Annotated in this window: 17 protein-coding genes; 10 read left to right on the top strand and 7 right to left on the bottom strand. The window is 73.9% G+C overall.

The features are described from left to right. Nucleotides 1-14: 14 nt before the first annotated feature. Nucleotides 15-917: a hypothetical protein gene (locus OHA91_RS31030; protein ID WP_031154902.1), complete on the bottom strand. Its 903-nt coding sequence runs from the start codon at nt 915-917 to the stop codon at nt 15-17. Nucleotides 918-1,212: 295 nt separating this feature from the next. Next, nucleotides 1,213-2,715, bottom strand: coding sequence for a hypothetical protein (locus tag OHA91_RS31025; protein WP_031154901.1), 1,503 nt, complete (start codon nt 2,713-2,715; stop codon nt 1,213-1,215). Nucleotides 2,716-2,832: 117 nt separating this feature from the next. On the opposite strand from OHA91_RS31025, the gene OHA91_RS31020 reads away from it, so the two are divergent. From OHA91_RS31020 to OHA91_RS31000, 5 genes are all read left to right on the top strand, one after another. Beyond that, the gene (locus tag OHA91_RS31020; protein ID WP_031154900.1) at nt 2,833-3,600 is read left to right on the top strand and encodes a LamB/YcsF family protein; all 768 of its coding nucleotides are present in this window, start codon (nt 2,833-2,835) and stop codon (nt 3,598-3,600) included. Further along, nucleotides 3,597-4,217 (top strand): 5-oxoprolinase subunit B family protein, encoded by a 621-nt coding sequence (locus OHA91_RS31015; protein ID WP_031154898.1) that lies wholly within the window; start codon nt 3,597-3,599, stop codon nt 4,215-4,217. Before OHA91_RS31020 ends, OHA91_RS31015 begins: the two co-directional genes overlap by 4 nt. Continuing rightward, nucleotides 4,210-5,079 (top strand): 5-oxoprolinase subunit C family protein, encoded by an 870-nt coding sequence (locus OHA91_RS31010; protein WP_328740408.1) that lies wholly within the window; start codon nt 4,210-4,212, stop codon nt 5,077-5,079. The genes OHA91_RS31015 and OHA91_RS31010 overlap by 8 nt, the downstream gene beginning before the upstream one ends. 73 nt (nt 5,080-5,152) lie before the next feature. Next, complete coding sequence (locus OHA91_RS31005) at nt 5,153-5,725, top strand: RNA polymerase sigma factor (RefSeq protein ID WP_051893435.1); 573 nt, start codon at nt 5,153-5,155, stop codon at nt 5,723-5,725. Then, nucleotides 5,722-6,405, top strand: a complete 684-nt coding sequence (locus tag OHA91_RS31000; RefSeq protein WP_037633294.1) for a hypothetical protein — start codon at nt 5,722-5,724, stop codon at nt 6,403-6,405. Before OHA91_RS31005 ends, OHA91_RS31000 begins: the two co-directional genes overlap by 4 nt. 94 nt (nt 6,406-6,499) lie before the next feature. Here OHA91_RS31000 and OHA91_RS30995 read toward each other — a convergent pair whose 3' ends face one another. Together OHA91_RS30995 and OHA91_RS30990 are read right to left on the bottom strand one after the other, a co-directional pair. After that, nucleotides 6,500-7,897, bottom strand: coding sequence for a HEAT repeat domain-containing protein (locus tag OHA91_RS30995; protein WP_328740406.1), 1,398 nt, complete (start codon nt 7,895-7,897; stop codon nt 6,500-6,502). A gap of 321 nt (nt 7,898-8,218) precedes the next feature. Further along, nucleotides 8,219-8,635 (bottom strand): ankyrin repeat domain-containing protein, encoded by a 417-nt coding sequence (locus OHA91_RS30990; protein WP_328740405.1) that lies wholly within the window; start codon nt 8,633-8,635, stop codon nt 8,219-8,221. A 302-nt stretch (nt 8,636-8,937) separates the two neighbouring features. Between OHA91_RS30990 and OHA91_RS30985 the strand changes: the two genes are divergently transcribed. Next, nucleotides 8,938-9,132 (top strand): hypothetical protein, encoded by a 195-nt coding sequence (locus OHA91_RS30985; RefSeq protein ID WP_030031218.1) that lies wholly within the window; start codon nt 8,938-8,940, stop codon nt 9,130-9,132. A gap of 69 nt (nt 9,133-9,201) precedes the next feature. Then, nucleotides 9,202-10,776: a P-loop NTPase family protein gene (locus OHA91_RS30980; RefSeq protein ID WP_266503188.1), complete on the top strand. Its 1,575-nt coding sequence runs from the start codon at nt 9,202-9,204 to the stop codon at nt 10,774-10,776. 287 nt (nt 10,777-11,063) lie between these two features. Here the strand turns inward: OHA91_RS30980 and OHA91_RS30975 are convergent, their stop codons facing one another. Next, a complete protein-coding gene (locus OHA91_RS30975) occupies nt 11,064-12,566 on the bottom strand; it encodes an SCO1417 family PLP biosynthesis transcription factor (protein ID WP_328740404.1) in 1,503 nt (500 codons plus the stop codon). A 174-nt stretch (nt 12,567-12,740) separates the two neighbouring features. On the opposite strand from OHA91_RS30975, the gene OHA91_RS30970 reads away from it, so the two are divergent. The 3 genes from OHA91_RS30970 (at nt 12,741) to OHA91_RS30960 (ending at nt 15,665) form a co-directional block, all read left to right on the top strand. Further along, nucleotides 12,741-13,511: a glycerophosphodiester phosphodiesterase family protein gene (locus OHA91_RS30970; protein ID WP_266503185.1), complete on the top strand. Its 771-nt coding sequence runs from the start codon at nt 12,741-12,743 to the stop codon at nt 13,509-13,511. Between the two features lie 68 nt (nt 13,512-13,579). Beyond that, nucleotides 13,580-14,977, top strand: a complete 1,398-nt coding sequence (locus tag OHA91_RS30965) for an MFS transporter (RefSeq protein ID WP_031154865.1) — start codon at nt 13,580-13,582, stop codon at nt 14,975-14,977. Nucleotides 14,978-15,290: 313 nt separating this feature from the next. Beyond that, nucleotides 15,291-15,665, top strand: coding sequence for an RNA polymerase-binding protein RbpA (locus OHA91_RS30960; protein WP_007262928.1), 375 nt, complete (start codon nt 15,291-15,293; stop codon nt 15,663-15,665). 77 nt (nt 15,666-15,742) lie between these two features. On the opposite strand, the gene fxsA is transcribed toward OHA91_RS30960, so the two are convergent. Together fxsA and OHA91_RS30950 are read right to left on the bottom strand one after the other, a co-directional pair. Then, nucleotides 15,743-16,336: an FxsA family membrane protein gene (gene fxsA, locus OHA91_RS30955; protein ID WP_031154862.1), complete on the bottom strand. Its 594-nt coding sequence runs from the start codon at nt 16,334-16,336 to the stop codon at nt 15,743-15,745. A gap of 88 nt (nt 16,337-16,424) precedes the next feature. Beyond that, complete coding sequence (locus OHA91_RS30950; protein WP_266503179.1) at nt 16,425-17,234, bottom strand: polyprenol monophosphomannose synthase; 810 nt, start codon at nt 17,232-17,234, stop codon at nt 16,425-16,427. Nucleotides 17,235-17,462: the final 228 nt, after the last annotated feature.

Genomic DNA, 17,462 nt, shown 5'->3' with positions numbered 1-17,462 from the left:
CGGGGGATCGGGACTCAGGCGTGGAAGGGCAGCCCGGCGTCGGCGGCCAGCTCCAGGTCGTCGCCCTCGGGCGGCGGCAGGAGGGTGGCGGAGCCGTCGCTGACGGGGACCACGCCGAGTTCCAGGAGTTCGGCCATGGCCGAGCTGCCCGCCATGTCGCGGACCTGGAGCTGGTAGCGGGGGGTGGTGCGGTAGGTGCCTCCGGCCTCGTCGCCGGTGCGCTGGAGGAAGCCGGATTCGGTGAGGAAGGCGGCGGCCTTGCCGACGATGCCGGTGGTGGAGCCGGCGAGGCGGCGGGCGTCCTTGGTGGCACCGGTGGCGCTGCGGCGGGCGTAGACGCGCCAGGCGGCCTCCAGGCCGGGGGCGTCGGAGGCCGGGTCGGTGTTCTCGCCGAGCTCCTCGGCGCGCTCCTCCAGGCGGCGGCAGGTCTGCCGGACGAAGGCGTCGACGCCGTTGACCGTGACGCGGCCGATGTAGCCGTCGTCGGCGAGGTCCTCGGGGCGCGGGAAGGCGAGGGCCGCGACGGCGAGGTGGGCGAGGCCGTGCAGGAACCGGTCGGCGGAGTCCGCGGCGGTGCGGCGGGCGTAGTCGCCCATCCGGACGGCGAAGACGGAGTCCTCGTCGGCGGCCACGGCCATGCCGGCGCGCGGGGACACCTCCAGGACGACGAGGCCGAGGCCGGTCGCGACGGCGTCGGCGAGGCGTCCGAAGGCGGGCTCCTCGCGGTAGCGGCGGAGCAGTTCGGCGTACTCGGCGTCACGGGCGGGGGCCAGCTTGGGCTGGAGCCCGAAGGCGACGAGCCGGGCCGCGTCGGCGGCGTCCGCCGGGGTCACGGACCCTCCGGTGGCGGGCGCGACGGGAGCCGACGGGGTGTCGGGCTCGCTCCACGCGGGGTGCTCGGCGTGGTGGTCGCTCACGGGTGCGTCTCCTCGGCGGTGCGGGTCGTACGGGGCGTACGGGCGGTACGGGGCGTACGGGCGGTACGGGTGATGCGGGCGGTACGGGTGATGCGGTCCGGCACCGCCGGCGTCCGAGCCGGGGGTACTGCCCGGCGGCAGCCGGGGGAGGTTCCGGGCGGAGCCCGGTGCCCGGCGGGGCCGGGTTCCCCGGGGCTCCGCCCCGGCCCCCGCGCCGCACACGCCGGCGGAGCCGGCTTCGGCACGGGCGGGGCGGCAGCCGCCACTCGTCCGGCCGGAGCGAGGACACGGCAGGTCACGACGCCTCCGCGCGGTCGGCGGCCATGCCGGCGGCGTCGAGGAGGGCGGTGCCGACGATGAGGTCGGCGCCGCCGAACTCGGGGTCGTCGAGCTGCGTGCCGTCGTCCACGGCGAAGAGCAGCCGCTCCTCGCCCTGGCGGTACGCGGTGCCGACGGCCGGGCTCGCGGCGTGGACGGCCAGCAGGGCCACCAGGTACGGCAGTTCGGCGTCGCTGCGGCGGGCCTCCGCGAGGAGCCCGGACAGCCGGCGCGGAGCGTCGTGCGGCAGGTCCAGGAGCTGCATCGCGGCGGCGAGCTGCTCCTCGCTGAAGCGGCTGTCGTCCGGGGTGGCGATCAGGTCCGGCTCCGGCATCTCCGCGCCGAGGTGCTCGCGCTCCACCGGCGGCGTGAGCAGGATCTCGACGAGGTCGGCCACCCGCACCGATACGGGCGTGCGCAGTCCGGCGCCCGCGGCGAAGAAGGCGTCGGTGACCCGGCGCGCCTGCTCCACGGGCAGCGGCAGGATCGGGGCGACCAGCTGGCCGTACAGGTCGATGCCGGTGCGCGGCGCCGGGGCGGCGAAGGCCTGGCGGTCCTGCTCGGCGCGGAACAGCGGGCCCGCGTCCAGCAGCCGGGACTGCAGCTGGGTGTGGCGGCGGATGCAGTCCTTGACGATGTCGACGAGCTCGGCGGCGCGGCGCTTGTTCTCCGGCTCCTCGGCCTCGTCGCGCGCCTTGCGGATGTTGGTCAGGATCGCGTTCTCGTGGCGGTAGCGGTCGGCGACGTGCTCCAGGGCCTCGGCGATCATGTCCGGGACGGCCTGGAGCCAGTCCACCGCCCGGACGTTGCGCCGGGTCGCGTCCAGGGTCCGGCGCAGGGTCTCGGCGTACTGCACGGTCCGGTAGCGGGCCTGCTCGGCGGCCAGCTGGGCGTCCGCCAGCCGCCCGCGGCTGATCAGCACCTCCAGCTTGACCTCGGCGGCGATCTGGGCGCTGGTGACGTCCGTGTCGAGGGCGCCGACCAGGACGTTGACGGCCTCGTCGGTGGTGCGCAGGTAGACCGCGCCGCCGTAGGGGACCTCTTCGACCAGCTTGAAGTCGTAGTCGCGGCGCACGTACACGCCGTCGGGACCGAAGGTGCCGTAGATCGCGCGGAAGCCCCGGTCCACGCTGCCGACGTTGATCAGGTTCTCCAGCACCCAGCGGGCCACCCGCTCGTGCTCGGCCGCCGGCCGCGACGGAGCCTGGGCCGCGACGCGCGGCAGCAGCCTGGCCACTATCTGCTCGTGGTCGGCGCCGGTGTCGAAGTCCATGTTGAGCGTGACCAGGTCGATCGCGGCCAGCGCGACCTCCGCCATCGCGTAGACGCCGTACTCGCCCGCCAGATTGGCCTTGCGTACGTCGAGGTCGTGCAGCGGGGCGGTGCAGGCGAGGGCGCGCAGCCGCCGGGCCAGGCCCTCGTCGGCGGCCGGGCCCGGCGCCGGGGACGGAAGGGTCTTCGCCGGGGCAGGGAGAGTCACGGACAAAGACTAGGTCCTGTTACTGACAACATCCCAAACGGCATGGTTCGGCCGGATCGTCCCCCGGCCCCCCTGCTCTACGCTCGGCGCATGGCTTCCATGATCGCATCCACTGCGGTGATCGACCTCAACGCCGATCTCGGCGAGGGATTCGGGCGCTGGACGCTCACCGACGACGAGGCCCTGCTCTCCGTGGTGACGAGCGCCAACGTCGCCTGCGGCTTCCACGCCGGGGACCCGTCCATCATGCGCCGGGTCTGCGAACTGGCCGCCGAGCGCGGCGTGCGGATCGGCGCCCAGGTCTCCTACCGCGACCTGGCGGGCTTCGGCCGGCGCGCCATGGACGTGCCGCCCGGCGAGCTCGCCGACGAGGTGGCCTACCAGATCGGCGCGCTGGAGGTGTTCGCGCGGGCGGCCGGCTCCCGGGTGTCCTACGTGAAACCGCACGGCGCCCTCTACAACCGGACCGTTCACGACGCCGGCCAGGCCGCCGCCGTCGTCGCGGGCGTCCGGCTGGCGGCGGGCGCCGGTGCGACCGGTGGCCTGCCCGTCCTGGGGCTGCCCGGCTCGCTCCTGCTCGCCGCCGCCGCGGAGGCGGGGCTGGCTCCGGTTCCGGAGGCGTTCGCCGACCGCGCCTACACCCCGGCCGGGACGCTGGTGCCGCGCGGCGAGCCCGGATCGGTGCTGCACGACCCGGACGCGGTGGTGGCACGGGCCGTGGGGATGGCCGCCGGGGGCACGGTGGAGGCCGCCGACGGCTCCGCGGTCCCGGTGGCCGCGCGCTCGCTCTGCCTGCACGGGGACACCCCCGGTGCGGCCGGTCTCGCGCTGCGCGTCCGGGAGGCGCTGGGCGCCGCCGGGGTGCGGGTGGAGGCGTTCACGTGAGGACGCTGGTGGTGGGCGCGCAGGCGCTGCTCGTCGAAGTGGACTCGGCCGACGAGGTCGCCGCGCTCCATGCCGAGCTGCTGCGCCGCCGGGACGCGGGCGCGCTCGGCCCCGTACGGGACCTCGTGCCCGCGGCACGGACCGTACTGCTGGACGGCGTACGGGATCCGGCCGCGCTCGGGGCCCTGATCGCGCGCTGGGAGGTACCGCCGCTCACCCGCGAGGAGGGCCCGCTGGTCACGGTCCCGGTGCGCTACGACGGGCCGGACCTGGCGGAGGTGGCCCGGCTGTGGGGGGTGGCCCCCGGGGAGGTGCCGGGCATCGTCGGCGCCACCGGGTTCCGGGTGGCGTTCTGCGGGTTCGCTCCGGGCTTCGGCTATCTGACGGGACTGCCGGAGCGCCTCCACGTGCCGCGCCGGGAGACTCCGCGCACGGCCGTTCCGGCGGGCTCGCTGGCGCTGGCGGGCGAGTACGCCGGGGTGTACCCGCGCTCCTCCCCCGGCGGCTGGCAGCTGATCGGCTCCACCGACGCGGTGCTCTGGGATCCGGAGCGGGAACCGGCGGCGCTGTTCGCACCGGGGGTCCGGGTGCGGTTCACGGAGGCGGGCCGTGACTGAGCTGCTGGTGGTGGTACGGCCGGGGGCGCTGACCACGGTCCAGGACGGGGGCCGCCCCGGATACGCGCACCTCGGGGTCCCCCGGTCGGGAGCGCTGGACACGGCGGCGTACGCGCTGGCGAACCGGCTGGTCGGCAACCCGCCCGACGCGGCGGCGCTGGAGACGACCCTCGACGGGGTGTCGCTGCGCGCCCCGGCTGCGACGGTCGTGGCGGTCACGGGCGCGCCCTGTCCGGTACGGATCTCCGGGCGCCCGGTGGCCTGGGGAGCGCCGGTCCGGCTGCCGGCCGGGGCGGAGCTGGAGGTGGGCCGGGCGGAGTCCGGGCTGCGCGGCTACGTCGCGGTGCGGGGAGGCCTGGCCGTCCCGCCGGTCCTGGGCAGTCGCTCCACGGACCTGCTGTCGGGCCTCGGGCCGCCGGTCCTGTCGGCCGGGATGACGCTGCCGGTGGGCCCCGCGGGGCCGGACCCGGTGCCCGGGGCGGACGCGTACGGGCTGCCCGCGGCGCCGTCGGAGCTGCTGCTCCCGCTGCGGCTCGGGCCGCGGGCGGACTGGTTCACAAAGGCTTCGCTGGCCGGGCTGTGGCGCGCCGAGTTCCGGGTCTCGGCGGAGTCGAACCGGATCGGCCTGCGCACCGAGGCGGGCACCCCCCTGGTCCGCGCCCGGGCGGGCGAGCTGCCGAGCGAGGGCATGGTGCTGGGCGCGGTCCAGGTGCCGCCGGACGGCCTGCCGGTGGTGTTCCTGGCCGACCACCCGGTGACGGGCGGCTATCCCGTGGTGGGCGTCGTCGCACCGGGCCCGGCCCTGGATGCGGCGGCGCAGGCCCGGCCGGGCACTCCCGTCAGGTTCCTCCGGGCCGCGTGAAACGTTTTCGGGGGCTGCGGCCAAGTACGGGGTGAGGGGGCCGACCGGGTCCCCCGCGCAGGGGAGGAACCGGGTGCAGAGCCCACGACACGAGACCGGGCCACCGGATCTCACCACTCCCGAGGGTTTCGGGGCGTTCTACGAGGACCACATCGACGCCGTACTCGGCTTCGTCACCCGCCGGGTGGCCGATCCGCACCTGGCGGCGGACCTGACGGCGGACATCTTCCTCGCGGCGATGGGATCGGCCGGCACGTACCGGGGTCACAGGGGAGCCCCGGTCGCCTGGCTGTTCGGCATCGCCCGCAACATCCTGTCGGGCCATGCACGCGGCCGGGCCCGCGAGAGCGGCGCCCTGGCCCGGCTGAGCGGCCGTCGCCTCCTCGACGACGAGGACGTCGCGGCGCTGGAGGAGCGGATCGACGCCCAGCGGGCCTTCCGCGACCTGGCCGAGCGCCACGCCGCGCTGTCCGAGCCGCTGCGGGCCGCGCTCGACCTGGTCGTGCTCGACCAGCTCACCCCGGCCGAGGCCGCCCAAGCCCTCGGCGTCACCCAGGCGACGGTCCGCGTCCGCCTGCACCGGGCCCGCCGCGCCCTGCGCGCCCCTGGCTCCGTGAACGAAAGCCAGTTGGAGGCAGCCCGATGAGCACTCGGCCCACCGGCTTCGAGGAGCGGCTGAAGGCCGCGCTCCTGGCCCGTCTCCCGGAGGCCCCGCCCCCGGCCCCCGCCCGGCCCTTCGCCCGGCGGTACGGCATCCCGCTCGCGGTGGGCGTCGCCACGGCCGCCGTGGTCGCCGTCATGACCACGACGGGCAGCACCCACACCGGCTCGCTGCCCGCCGGCACGCCGAGCCCTTCGGCCACGGACGCGCCCAGGATCACGAAGGAGCGGGACGGGTCGCTGCGGTTCGATCTGCCCCAGCGGGCGCAGGTCCCGGCACTGGCCGACCGGCTGAAGGAACTGGGGGTCGAGGCCGTCTGGGTCCAGCCGGTGCCGGAACGCGAGTGCATTGGCAAGGCGGCGACTTTCCTCGGCGGGGGCCGCGCCCCGCAGCCCGATCCCGCCGCCGGTGTGTCGCGCGGCTATGACGGACGCACCCTCAAGGTCAACCCGAAGGCGGTCCTCCCAGGACACACCCTCGTGCTCAGTTGGACGTACTACCAGCCGTGGTGGGAGGGGCGGGAGGGACTCAGCTTCGCCATCGTGCGGAACGAGTACGCCCCGTACTGCACGGGCGACTACACGGAGGCCGTCCGGGAAGCCCAGCGGTTGGGGCCCCCCACCCACACACCGCCCCCGCTCCCCGGCGCCACCATGGCGCCCTGATCGCGCTCCGCCGCCGCACGCGGTCACAGCACTCGGCCCGGCCCCCTCTTCCATGGGGCCGGGCCGAGTGGTGTCAGTGGGGCTGCCGGCGGCGCTACACGGCCGACTCCGGGGTGATGCGGCTGCGGACGGCGGACTGCACGTCCTCCTCCTCCGCCGGGTCCGACGCCAGGCGGCGCAGGCGGGGGGCCACTCGGGCGTCGGCCGTCTCGGCGTGGCGGGCGGCGACCTCGCGGGTGGTCTCCTCGCAGTCCCAGAGGCACTCGACGGCGAAGCCTGCCGCGAAGGAGGGGTCCGTGCTGGCGAGGGCCCGTGCGGCGCGGCCGCGCAGGTGGGACGAGGACGTCTCGCGGTAGATGTGGCGCAGCACGGGGGCGGCGCAGCCGATGGCGAGCCGGCCCGCTCCGTCCACCAGGGCGAAGAGCCGCTGGGTGTCGGGGCCCGAACCGCGGACGGTGGAGCGCAGCGCGCTCAGGACCAGGGGTGCGTCCTCGGCTCCGCCCCGGGCGGCCAGGACGGCCGCGGCGGCCTCGCCGAGGGCGTCGGGGCGGTGCACCCAGCGGCGGGCCCGCTCGACGGCGTCGGGGCCGCACATGCGCTCGTACGCGGCCACGGCGGGCTCGTCGGCGGCGGCTTCGATGAGGTCCAGCACGGCCGGGTTGTCCGGTTCGGCGAGGACCAGGTGGTGCAGGGCGGTGGCCCGGGCGGCCTCGCCGTCGGCGCCGGCGGCTGCCGCGAGGATCGCGGAGCGGTCCTCGGGCTGGGCCACGGCGGCCAGGCAGCGGGCGGCGGGCACGTGCAGCGGGGTGCCGCGGCGCAGGCCGTCGGCGGCCCAGTCGAAGACGGCCTGGACGCCCCAGCCGGGCCGGGGGCCGCTCGGGGTCAGCTGGCGCTGCCAGCGGTCGAAGGAGCCCTGGCGGCGGGCTGCGCTCAAGCGCTCCCCGTACAGCGGGGACTCCTCCCACAGGCACCACGGCCGGGGCTCGTAGGCGTCGCGGACGGCGGCGGCCAGCCGCGCCTCGCCCTCCGCCGTGGCGGGGAAGCGGGCGAGGACGGGTGCGGCCAGTGACCGCAGCCCCTCGTCGTCGTCGCGCAGGGCGAGCTCGTCGAGGGCCCAGGCCCAGTTGGCTCCGGACGCGGCGTAGCGGCGCAGCAGCATGAGCGCGTCGTCGCGGCCGTACGAGGCCAGGTGGCCCAGGACGGACAGGGCGAGGCCCGTGCGGTGGTCGGTGTCGTCGACGAGGTCGTCGGCGCTGAAGAGGTGGCTCTCGATCTCGCCGAGGGGGCCGTCGAGATCCAGGTACAGCCTGGCGTAGTACAGCGAGCGGTTCTCGACCTGCCAGTCCTGGCGCGGATCACGGAGCACGCACTGGTGGAGGGCCGCGAGGGCCTCCGCCCTGGGCGCCGCGAGTGCGTGCAGCGTGCCGTCGCCACGGCCCCGCTGGAGGAGGCCGAGCAGGGTACCGCTCGGCGCTATGACTGGTTCGAACATGGGAGTGGCCTCAAATCAAGCTGGGGACGCAACCGGGAATCGGGATTCACAGGGCCGCGTAACAGCATGTGAGGACGTCCGCCGTCTTGTTCCGCTCGATGTAGACCATTGCCTTCTCGCTTTCGTCGGTGGTTCGTGATCAAGGGGTGGCCGGACCGGGCCCGGACACTTTTCGCGTCCTGGCCGTCTGCCCGTCCCCCGTGCTCGCGAATCGAATCCGACGCCATGATGACCCAGCCGGTTTGTGCACCGCGACCACATTTACGGCCGCCGTGACCAACCTGTGAGCTCCGTGCCGGTCCCGGCCCGGCAAAAAGCGGACTACTGGGCTCCGAAGAGTTCCAGCAGGTCGGCCTTGGCGAACATGCGCGCCGTGTCCACCGCGGAGGGGGTTCCGGCGTTCGGGTCGGCCCCTCCGGCGAGCAGCGCGCGGATCACCGCCTCCTCGCCCTTGAAGACCGCGCCGGCGAGCGGGGTCTGGCCGCGGTCGTTGGCACGGTCCGCCTCGGCGCCGCGGGCCAGCAGGGCGGTGACGGTGTCGGCGTGGCCATGGTAGGCCGCGAGCATGACGAGGGTGTCGCCGCGGTCGTTGGTGAGGTTCGCCGGGACCCCGGCGTCGAGGCACGCGGCGAGCCGGGCTCTGTCACCCTGGCGGGCGAGATCGAAGATCTTGGTCGCCAGCTCGATGACGTCCTCGTCGGGGCCTTCCGGAGAGGTGCCTTCGGGGTGCTCGCTCATCGTGCGTACCGCCTTTCACTCGCTGCTGGCATGAAGCTTCCCCAGGCCGTGCGGGCAGGGGGGTGCACGGCACTGCGTCCGTACGGGTGAATCGTCAGAGTAGCGCCCTGGCCTGCGCATGTCCGGGCCGGTCCGAGGGATGGATCACCCCGGACCCCTGTCCGGCGGGCGCGCCAGCCGGACTGAGCCGGTCAAGTGAAAAACCCACAGATTCACCCGTATGCACCTTTTTTCGCATTGATACTTCCTGTGAGCCTGGAACAACTGATGGTGACTGTCCCCACCAACCAGGAGAACCTCTCATGGTCCTGTCCATCTCAGGCGTGGTCCTGCTCGGCATCATCTGCTTCCTGTTCTTCAAGAAGGACGGGATGAAGCTGACGCACGCGTTCGTCTGCTCGCTGTTCGGCTTCTTCCTCGCCGGCTCCGCCATCGCCCCGAGCATCACGGCGAGCACCGCGAGCCTCGCGAGCCTGCTCGGCGGGATCAAGCTCTAGCGGCCCCCCGAGCAGGAATTCCAGCCCCACCCGGAACACCTCTCACGACCACAACTCCAGGAGACGCCCGTGGCCCGGCGCCCACTTCCCCGCATTCTCAGCAGCGGCACCGCGTCGCTGGCCCGGGGCCGCGACTTCGCTCGCACGGCCGCCGACAGTGCCACGGACGTCCTCCATCCGCTCCTCGTCATCGGCCGCGGCCTGCGCATCCTGGCCGCGGCCGGGCGGCGCAGATGGTCCGAGACCCCCAAGGACAAGCGCGGTCCCGCCCTGTTCCTGGGCGCCGCCTGCGTCCTCGTGGTCGCACTCGTCCCCTACGGCCCGCTCCTCGCCCTGATGACCATCATGGCGGCGGCGGCCTGGCACGGGCGCGACCGCACCCCGGTGAAGACCGGACCCAGCGAGGCGGAGGCCGAACGGCTCGGCTCCCTCTACGAAGCCCTCGTGCCGTACTTCTCCATCCCGGAGGACCCCAGTCCGCTCTTCGCCCACGGCGGGGAGTGGGACAAGGCCTTCAGCGGCTACGAGTTCGACGAGGCGGGCCGGCTCACCCGGCTCCACATCCGCTACCCGGCCTACTTCACCGACGGCGAGGCCGCCTCACGGGCCCGGATCGAGGCACTGCTGCACGCCAAGTCCGGGCGCGGACGGGAGTACCTCTTCGACTGGGACGAGGAGGGCAACCAGCTCGACCTGAGTGTGCTGGCGGCGCTGCCGACGGGCATCGCCGCCCAGCCGTTCGTCACCTCCCCCGGCGAGAGCGTGCTCGGCTTCACCGACTCCGTAAGCGTGCAGCGGACCCTGCCCGTGCTGGAGGGCGAGCAGCCCCGCGACGTCCCGCCGGTCGTCTGGCGCACCGGCCCCCGCTCCACCGAACCCCACCTGCTCGCCGTCGGCCAGCCCGGCAGCGGCACCTCCACCCTGCTCCGCTCCCTCGCCCTGCAGGCCCTGCGGCACGGCGGCGACGTCCTGATCGTCGACGGCGGCGGCAGCGGCGAGTACGCCTGCCTGTCCGGCCGGGCGGGCGTCCTCGCCGTGGAGTGCGGGCCGGTCGGCGCGGTGGCCACCCTGGAGTGGGCCGCGCAGGAGACCGAACGCCGGCTCATCGCCACCCACCGGGCCCGCGAGGCCGGCCGGCCCGCGCCGGAGGACACCCGGCGCCCGCTGTGGATCCTGCTGGACCAGCCGAGCGTGCTCGCGCACCTCGCGGTGGCCGAGGGCGGACCGGACCCCATGACCCACCTCCAGGTGCCGCTGCGGCACGGGCGGCCCGCGCACGTCACGGTCGTCGTGGCCGAACAGTTCGACCACCTGGAGGTGCTGCACGACGCCGTGTGGCAGCACACGCGCGCGCGGATCGTGCTCGGGCCCGCCTCGATCCAGCAGATCTCCGACGTGCTGGGGCTGCCGCCGCACACCACGCCCACGACCCTGGTGCCGCCGGGGCGGGGGTACGCGCGGCTCGGCACGGGGCCGGTGCACCGGCTCCAGGTGCCGGCGACCCCGGACCCGTACGACGAGGCCACGCACCCGGCCCACCGGCAGGCCGTGCTGGAGCTCCTGCCGGAGCGGCAGCAGGGGCCGGGGCCGGCCATGGCCAAGGCGGTGGGGGCGGCGGCGCTGGACGCACCGGAGCGGCCGTAGCGGTGGCCCTGGCCGGGCGGTGCCGTGCCGTGACACCTGGCCCCTGGCCCCTGGCGGTATGCCGGGGCCCTGGCCCCTGGCGGTATGCCGGGGCCCTGGCCGGGTCGGCGGGGTGGCGGCGGGGCCAGGGCGGGGTGTGGTCCGGTACTCACGCCTGATGGCACCCTGGCCCTCGACTCGGGGGCGCGAGGCGACGCCGCGCCAACACCTCACGTTCTACGTCCCTGACCACACCCCGCCCTGTCCCCGGCCCCGCCGCCGCTCTGCTTCCGCCGAGCGCCGCAGGCCTACGCCACGAACGTGCGCGGGGGTTCTGCGCCGCTGTCGCCCGCACCCCTGCCGACCAGGCTCGCGGCCGCCGCCAGGCGGCTGGCGGCCTCGTCGGCCACGGGTCCGCCCACCGTGAACGGCAGCCGGACGTAGCCCTCGAAGGCCCCGTCCACGCCGAACCTCGGGCCCGAGGGGACCCGGACGCCGACCCGCTCGCCCACCTCGGCCAGCCGGGAGCCGGACAGGCCGCCCGCACGGGCCCACAGCGTCAGGCCGCCTGCCGGGACCTCGAACTCCCACCCCGGGAGTTCCCGCCGGACCGCCGCGACCAGTGCGTCGCGGTTCTCCCGGGCCTGCTGCCTGCGGATCTCCACCGCCTCCTGCCAGCCGCCGGTCCGCATCAGCCAGTTCACCGCGAGCTGTTCCAGCACCGGCGTGCCGAGGTCGGCGTAGGCGCGGGCCGCGACCAGGCTGCGGATCACGTCGGGGGCCGCGCGGACCCAGCCGATCCGCATGCCCGCCCAGAAGGCCTTGCTGGCGGAGCCCACGGTGATCACGGTGCTGCCGGCCGGGTCGAACGAGCAGACCGGGCGGGGCATCTCCAGGTCGGGCTCCAGCTGGAGTTCGAGCATGGTCTCGTCGGCGACGAGGACGGTGCCCGCGGAACGGGCCGCTTCGACCATCGTGCGGCGCTGGTCCTCGGAGGCGAGGGCTCCGGTGGGGTTGTGGAAGTCGGCCACCACGTAGGCGAGGCGCGGGGCGGAGTCGCGCAGGACCTGCCGCCAGACGTCCATGTCCCAGCCCGTCAGCCCGTCGCCCATGGCGACCGGTACGAGCCGGACCCCGGCGGCGCGCATGAGCTGGAGGATGTTGGCGTAGGAGGGGGACTCGACGGCGATCCGCTCGCCGCGCCCGGCGAAGAGGCTGCAGATGGCGTCGATGGCCCCCATGGCCCCGGTGGTCACCATGATCTGCTCGGGCATGGTGGGGATGCCCTGCTCGGTGTAGCGGTCGGCGAGCATCCGGCGCAGCGCCGGCAGGCCCGCCGGGTAGTCCCCGTGCGTGTGCGCGTACGGCGGCAGTTCCTCCAGGGCTCCCTGGACGGCCCTGGTCAGCCAGGGTTCGGGGGCGGGGAGGGCGGCGCAGCCGAGGTCGATCATCGAGCCGAGGGACTCGGGGGGCAGCGGCTCCAGACCCCGGGCGGGCAGCGGGTTGCCGGCCGGGACGGAGGTCCAGCTGCCGGCGCCCCGGCGGGATTCGAGGAAGCCCTCCCCGCGCAGGGCCTCGTAGGCGGCGGCGACCGTGGTGCGGCTGAGGGACAGGGCGACGGCGAGTTCGCGCTCGGCGGGGAGCCGGGCGGCGACCGGGACGCGGCCCTCCAGGACGAGCAGCCGGATGCCGTCGGCGAGGGTGCGGTAGGCGGGCGGCTTGCGGGCGCCCGGTACGGAGGTCCGCTCCTGCTGCGAGGTGATGAGGCGGGCGAGCTGAGCGGCACCGACCGCTGAGGTCCATTCGGCCATGGCGTGCGGTCCACTTTCGTCCGATTGGCCTCGGAGGAAGCCTGCATTGGATTGCTGTCCGGGGCACAGCGTGCCACGAGTCAGTCCACTTGCACCAGAGCCGTACGCGGCCCGCCCGTATCCCGTTCACCTCGCGTACCACCGGTCCCGGCCGTCGCGGGGGATACTGCCGCCGTGACGCACGTACGCCTTCGCCATCCGTATCTGGACCACCCGGCTCCGATCCCCTTCGCACACCGGGGAGGTGCCGCGGACGGGCTGGAGAACACCGCCGCGGCGTTCCGCCGGGCCGCCGGGGCGGGCTACCGGTACTTCGAGACCGATGTGCACGCCACTGCCGACGGCAAGCTCGTCGCCTTCCACGACTCCACCCTGGACCGGGTCACCGACGGGCGGGGCCGGATCGCCGAGCTGCCCTGGAAGCAGGTCCGCGAGGCCCGGGTCGGGGGGACCGAGCCCCTGTCGCTCTTCGAGGAGCTGCTGGAGGAGTTCCCGGACGCCCGCTGGAACATCGACGTCAAGGCCGAATCGGCGCTGCACCCGCTGGTCAACCTGATCGCGCGCACCGGGATCTGGGACCGGGTCTGCGTGGGCTCCTTCTCGGAGAGCCGGGTGGCCCGCGCCCAGAAGATCGCCGGCCCGCGGCTGGCGACCTCGTACGGCGTGCGCGGGGTGGTCGGGCTGCGGCTGCGCTCGTACGCGATCCCGGCGGCGCTGCGCGTCGGGGCGGTGGCGGCCCAGGTTCCGGAGACCCAGGCGGGCATCCGCGTGGTCGACCGGCGCTTCGTCAGGACCGCGCACGAGCGGGGCCTGCAGGTCCACGTGTGGACCGTGAACGAACCGGAACGTATGGAGGCTCTCCTCGACCTGGGTGTCGATGGCATCATGACCGACCACATCGACATGTTGCGCACGGTGCTGGACCGGCGCGGCGCCTGGGTCTGACCCGCTCCCGGCCGCCGCGAAGGGGGCGGCGGCCGTCGCGGTACGGGGACCACCGAGGGGGACACCGAGTGAGCGCGGACAACAGCAGCAGGACCGAGGAAGCGGAACCCGGGGCGGAGGACGGCAGAGCCGCCAACGACAAGGGGGCCGCCGCCTCGCGCAAGCGCGAGCAGAGCGGCTGGTACTTCTACGACTTCGCCGTCTCCGTGTATTCGGCGAGCGTGGTGACGGTGTTCCTCGGGCCGTACCTCACAGAGCTGGCCAGAGCCGCCGCGGACGACGAGGGCTTCGTGCACCCGCTGGGCATACCGGTGCGGGCCGGGTCCTTCTTCGCCTACTCGGTCTCGGCCTCGGTGATCCTGGCCGTCCTGCTGATGCCGCTCGCGGGCGCGGTCGCGGACCGGACGGGCCGCAAGAAGCCCCTTCTGGCGGTGGCCGCGTACACGGGGGCCGCGGCGACGACCGCGATGTTCTTCCTGGGCGGCGAGCGGTACCTGCTGGGCGGCTTCCTGCTGATCGTGGCGAACGCCTCGCTGTCCGTGTCAATGGTGCTCTACAACGCCTACCTGCCGCAGATCTCCACTCCGGACGAGCGGGACACGGTGTCCTCGCGCGGCTGGGCCTTCGGGTACACCGCCGGCTCGGTGATGCTGGTGATGAACCTGGCCCTCTATCTGGGCCACGACGCCTTCGGCGTCTCCGAGGGCATGGCCGTGCGGATCTGCCTGGCCTCCGCGGGCCTGTGGTGGGGCGCCTTCGCCCTGATCCCGCTGCGCCGGCTGCGCGACCGCGCCGTGGTCCGGGACCCGGGGGCGGCGGCGGCCGTCAGCGGATGGAAGCAGCTGGTCGCCACCTTCAAGGACATGCGGCGCTACCCGCTGACCCTGTCGTTCCTCCTCGCGTACCTGATCTACAACGACGGCGTGCAGACGGTGATCTCCCAGGCCTCCATCTACGGCTCGGAGGAGCTGGAGCTGGAACAGGGCACCCTCATCGGGGCGGTGCTGCTGGTTCAGGTCCTGGCGGTCGGCGGCGCGCTGGGCATGGGCCGGCTGGCTCGGATCTACGGTGCCAAGCGGACGATCCTGGGCTCGCTGGCCGCGTGGGCGGTGACGCTGGGGGTCGGCTACTTCCTGCCGGCGCGGACGCCGGTGTGGTTCTTCGTCCTGGCCGCCATGATCGGCCTGGTGCTGGGCGGCAGCCAGGCGCTGTCGCGCTCGCTGTTCTCGCACCTGGTGCCCGCGGGCAAGGAGGCCGAGTACTTCTCGGCGTACGAGATGAGCGACCGCGGTCTGAGCTGGGTGGGACCGCTGGTCTTCGGCCTGACCTACCAGGTGACGGGGAGCTACCGGGACGCGATCATCTCGCTGGTGGCCTTCTTCGCACTGGGGTTCCTGCTGCTCGCGCGAGTGCCGGTGCGGCGCGCGGTGGAGGCGGCGGGCAATCCTGTACCGGAGCGCCTCTGAGACCGGGCACCCGCCTGCGCCCGGTCCGGATCCACGAACGAATTCCGAACGGATTTAGACGTTGCGGCGAAGGGCCGGTAGTGTACGCCTTTGGCCTGCCAGGCGGACCGTTACTGCGCGCTAAAGAATTCTAGACGTTGGGTGACATCTGCTGCCAGATGTGACAAAACGGGCACTGGTGGGTACAACAAGGGGCGGTACGACGGGCGACGCATGACCCGGAGCGGGAATCTATACCGCCGACCGGACGTTGACCGGATGACGACGACAGCGACACCTGTCCTGTGGGCGACAAGCCCGGGAGGCACGATTCATGAGTGAGCGAGCTCTCCGCGGTACGCGCCTCGTGGTTACCAGCTACGAGACGGACCGCGGCATCGATCTGGCCCCGCGCCAGGCGGTGGAGTACGCATGCCAGAACGGACATCGATTTGAGATGCCGTTCTCGGTTGAGGCAGAGATTCCGCCGGAGTGGGAGTGCAAGGCGTGCGGCGCCATGGCACTCCTGGTTGACGGGGACGGGCCCGAAGAGAAGAAGGGCAAGCCTGCGCGAACGCACTGGGACATGCTCATGGAGCGACGCACTCGCGAGGAGCTGGAGGAAGTGCTGGCCGAAAGGCTGGCGGTCCTGCGCTCCGGCGCCATGAACATTGCCGTGCATCCGCGGGACAGCCGCAAGTCCGCCTGACAGCCGGACGAACGCACAAGCCGAGGGGCCCCGCCACACACTGTGTGGCGGGGCCCCTCGGCTTGTGCGTGCGCCCCCTAAGGCGTCAGCGGCGGGCGGTGCGTGGTGTCCGGGCCGTCCTGGGGGCCCGGCCGGTCCTCGCGGACGACCTCACCCTGGACGATCTTGCCGTCGGGGTAGTGGATACGAGCCTGCTGGAAGGCGTCGCCGAAGCTGCCGGCGGGGGCCGCGGCCATCTTCCGCTCCAGGGAACGAGTGGCCCTGCGGCCGACCCAGGCCCGGACGGGCGGGAGCAGCAGGAGCAGGCCCGCGACGTCGGAGAGCAGGCCGGGCAGCATGAGGAGCAGGCCGGCCAGCATGGTCAGGCCGTTGCCCTGGCCGGGCTGCTGCGGGGTGGGCTGCTGCCCCTGCTGGGCCTGCTGGAAGGTGTCCGTTAGGTTCTTGAAGGCCCGGCGCCCGGCACGCTTGATGACCACCGCGCCCACGACCAGTCCGCCGGCGATCAGCGCGGCCACGGCCAGGCCGCCGGCCGCGTCGGCGACCATGCCGAGCAGCCAGATCTCCAGGATCAGCCAGGCGGCGATGGCCAGTGGGAGGAAGGTTCGGGCGGGCGAGCGCCGACGGGGGGCCGTCGGGGTGCCCGTTCGCAGGGATCCAGTGCCGGTCGTCATGGCATCCAGTGTGCCTGGGGCCGGATAAAAGTGTCCTCAGCCGGAGGTACGGGACACCCCCTAGGGGTGCCCCGCGGATCCGGCCCGGTCAGGCGCCGCCGTCCCGCTTGCCGGAGTCCTTGCCGCTGTCCTTGCCGCTGTCCTTGCCCAGCAGCTTGGCCGCCTGGGCCTTGAGGCCCCACTGGGTGACCCGCCAGAGGGCCTCCACGACGATGTCCTTGCTCATCTTGCTGTCGCCGAACTCACGCTCGACGAACGTGATGGGGACCTCCACCACGCGGAAACCCTTCTTCACGGCCCTGCGGGCCAGGTCCACCTGGAAGCAGTAGCCCGCGGAGGCCACCTCCTCCAGGCCCAGACCCTCCAGGGTCTCGCGCCGGAAGGCGCGGTAGCCGCCGGTCACGTCCCGGATCGGGACGTCCAGCATCAGCCGGGAGTACGTCGAACCGCCGCGCGAGAGGAACTCACGGGTCTTGGGCCAGTTGACCACGCGGCCGCCCGGCACCCAGCGCGAGCCCAGGACCAGGTCGGCGCCGGCCAGTGCGGTCAACAGGCGGGGCAGCTCCTCGGGCTGGTGGGAGCCGTCGGCGTCCATCTCGACGATCACGCCGTAGCCCTCGTCCAGGCCCCAGACGAAGCCCGCGAGGTAGGCGGCACCCAGCCCCTCCTTGCCCTTGCGGTGCAGGACGTGCACGTGGTCGTCGCCGGCCGCGAGCTCGTCGGCGAGCTTGCCCGTGCCGTCGGGGCTGTTGTCGTCGGCGACCAGGATGTGGGCCTCGGGAACCGCCGCCCGGACGCGGCCGACGATCAGCCCGATGTTCTCCGCCTCGTTGTAGGTCGGAATGATCACCAAGGCTGTACCGAGCGGCCCGTAGGTCCGCTGTCCGCCGTCGCTCACTGAGTCCCCTTTGTGCTCTTGCACGTCCTGTACGTCTGGTCGCAGAGAATGACTTTAGAACATCGGCCCGCCCCCGCCCCGGCGGTGCGGGCACCGGTGGCCTCCCCGGGGGCGCCGGGGCGGGTGATCGGGGCCCGCGGTCCTTCGGGCCGATCAGACTCCCGCTGGCTGCGAGCCGCCGTGACCGTTGTCTACTGGACCGCCGGACCCCGACCTGGGGCCACCCGC

It is taken from the genome of Streptomyces erythrochromogenes (genome assembly GCF_036170895.1).
GTDB lineage: Bacteria > Actinomycetota > Actinomycetes > Streptomycetales > Streptomycetaceae > Streptomyces > Streptomyces erythrochromogenes.
The sequence above is the reverse complement of the archived record's forward strand: the minus strand, read 5'-3'. Positions and strand labels throughout refer to the sequence as shown.

Bases quoted from the DNA above. Each gene is read 5' to 3' on its own strand.
- OHA91_RS30960 (WP_007262928.1), top strand. From the start codon at position 15,291: ATGAGTGAGCGAGCTCTCCGCGGTACGCGCCTCGTGGTTACCAGCTAC.
- OHA91_RS30990 (WP_328740405.1), bottom strand. From the start codon at position 8,635: ATGAGCGAGCACCCCGAAGGCACCTCTCCGGAAGGCCCCGACGAGGAC.
- OHA91_RS30975 (WP_328740404.1), bottom strand. From the start codon at position 12,566: ATGGCCGAATGGACCTCAGCGGTCGGTGCCGCTCAGCTCGCCCGCCTC.
- fxsA (WP_031154862.1), bottom strand. From the start codon at position 16,336: ATGACGACCGGCACTGGATCCCTGCGAACGGGCACCCCGACGGCCCCC.
- OHA91_RS30995 (WP_328740406.1), bottom strand. From the start codon at position 7,897: ATGTTCGAACCAGTCATAGCGCCGAGCGGTACCCTGCTCGGCCTCCTC.
- OHA91_RS31000 (WP_037633294.1), top strand. From the start codon at position 5,722: ATGAGCACTCGGCCCACCGGCTTCGAGGAGCGGCTGAAGGCCGCGCTC.
- OHA91_RS30985 (WP_030031218.1), top strand. From the start codon at position 8,938: ATGGTCCTGTCCATCTCAGGCGTGGTCCTGCTCGGCATCATCTGCTTC.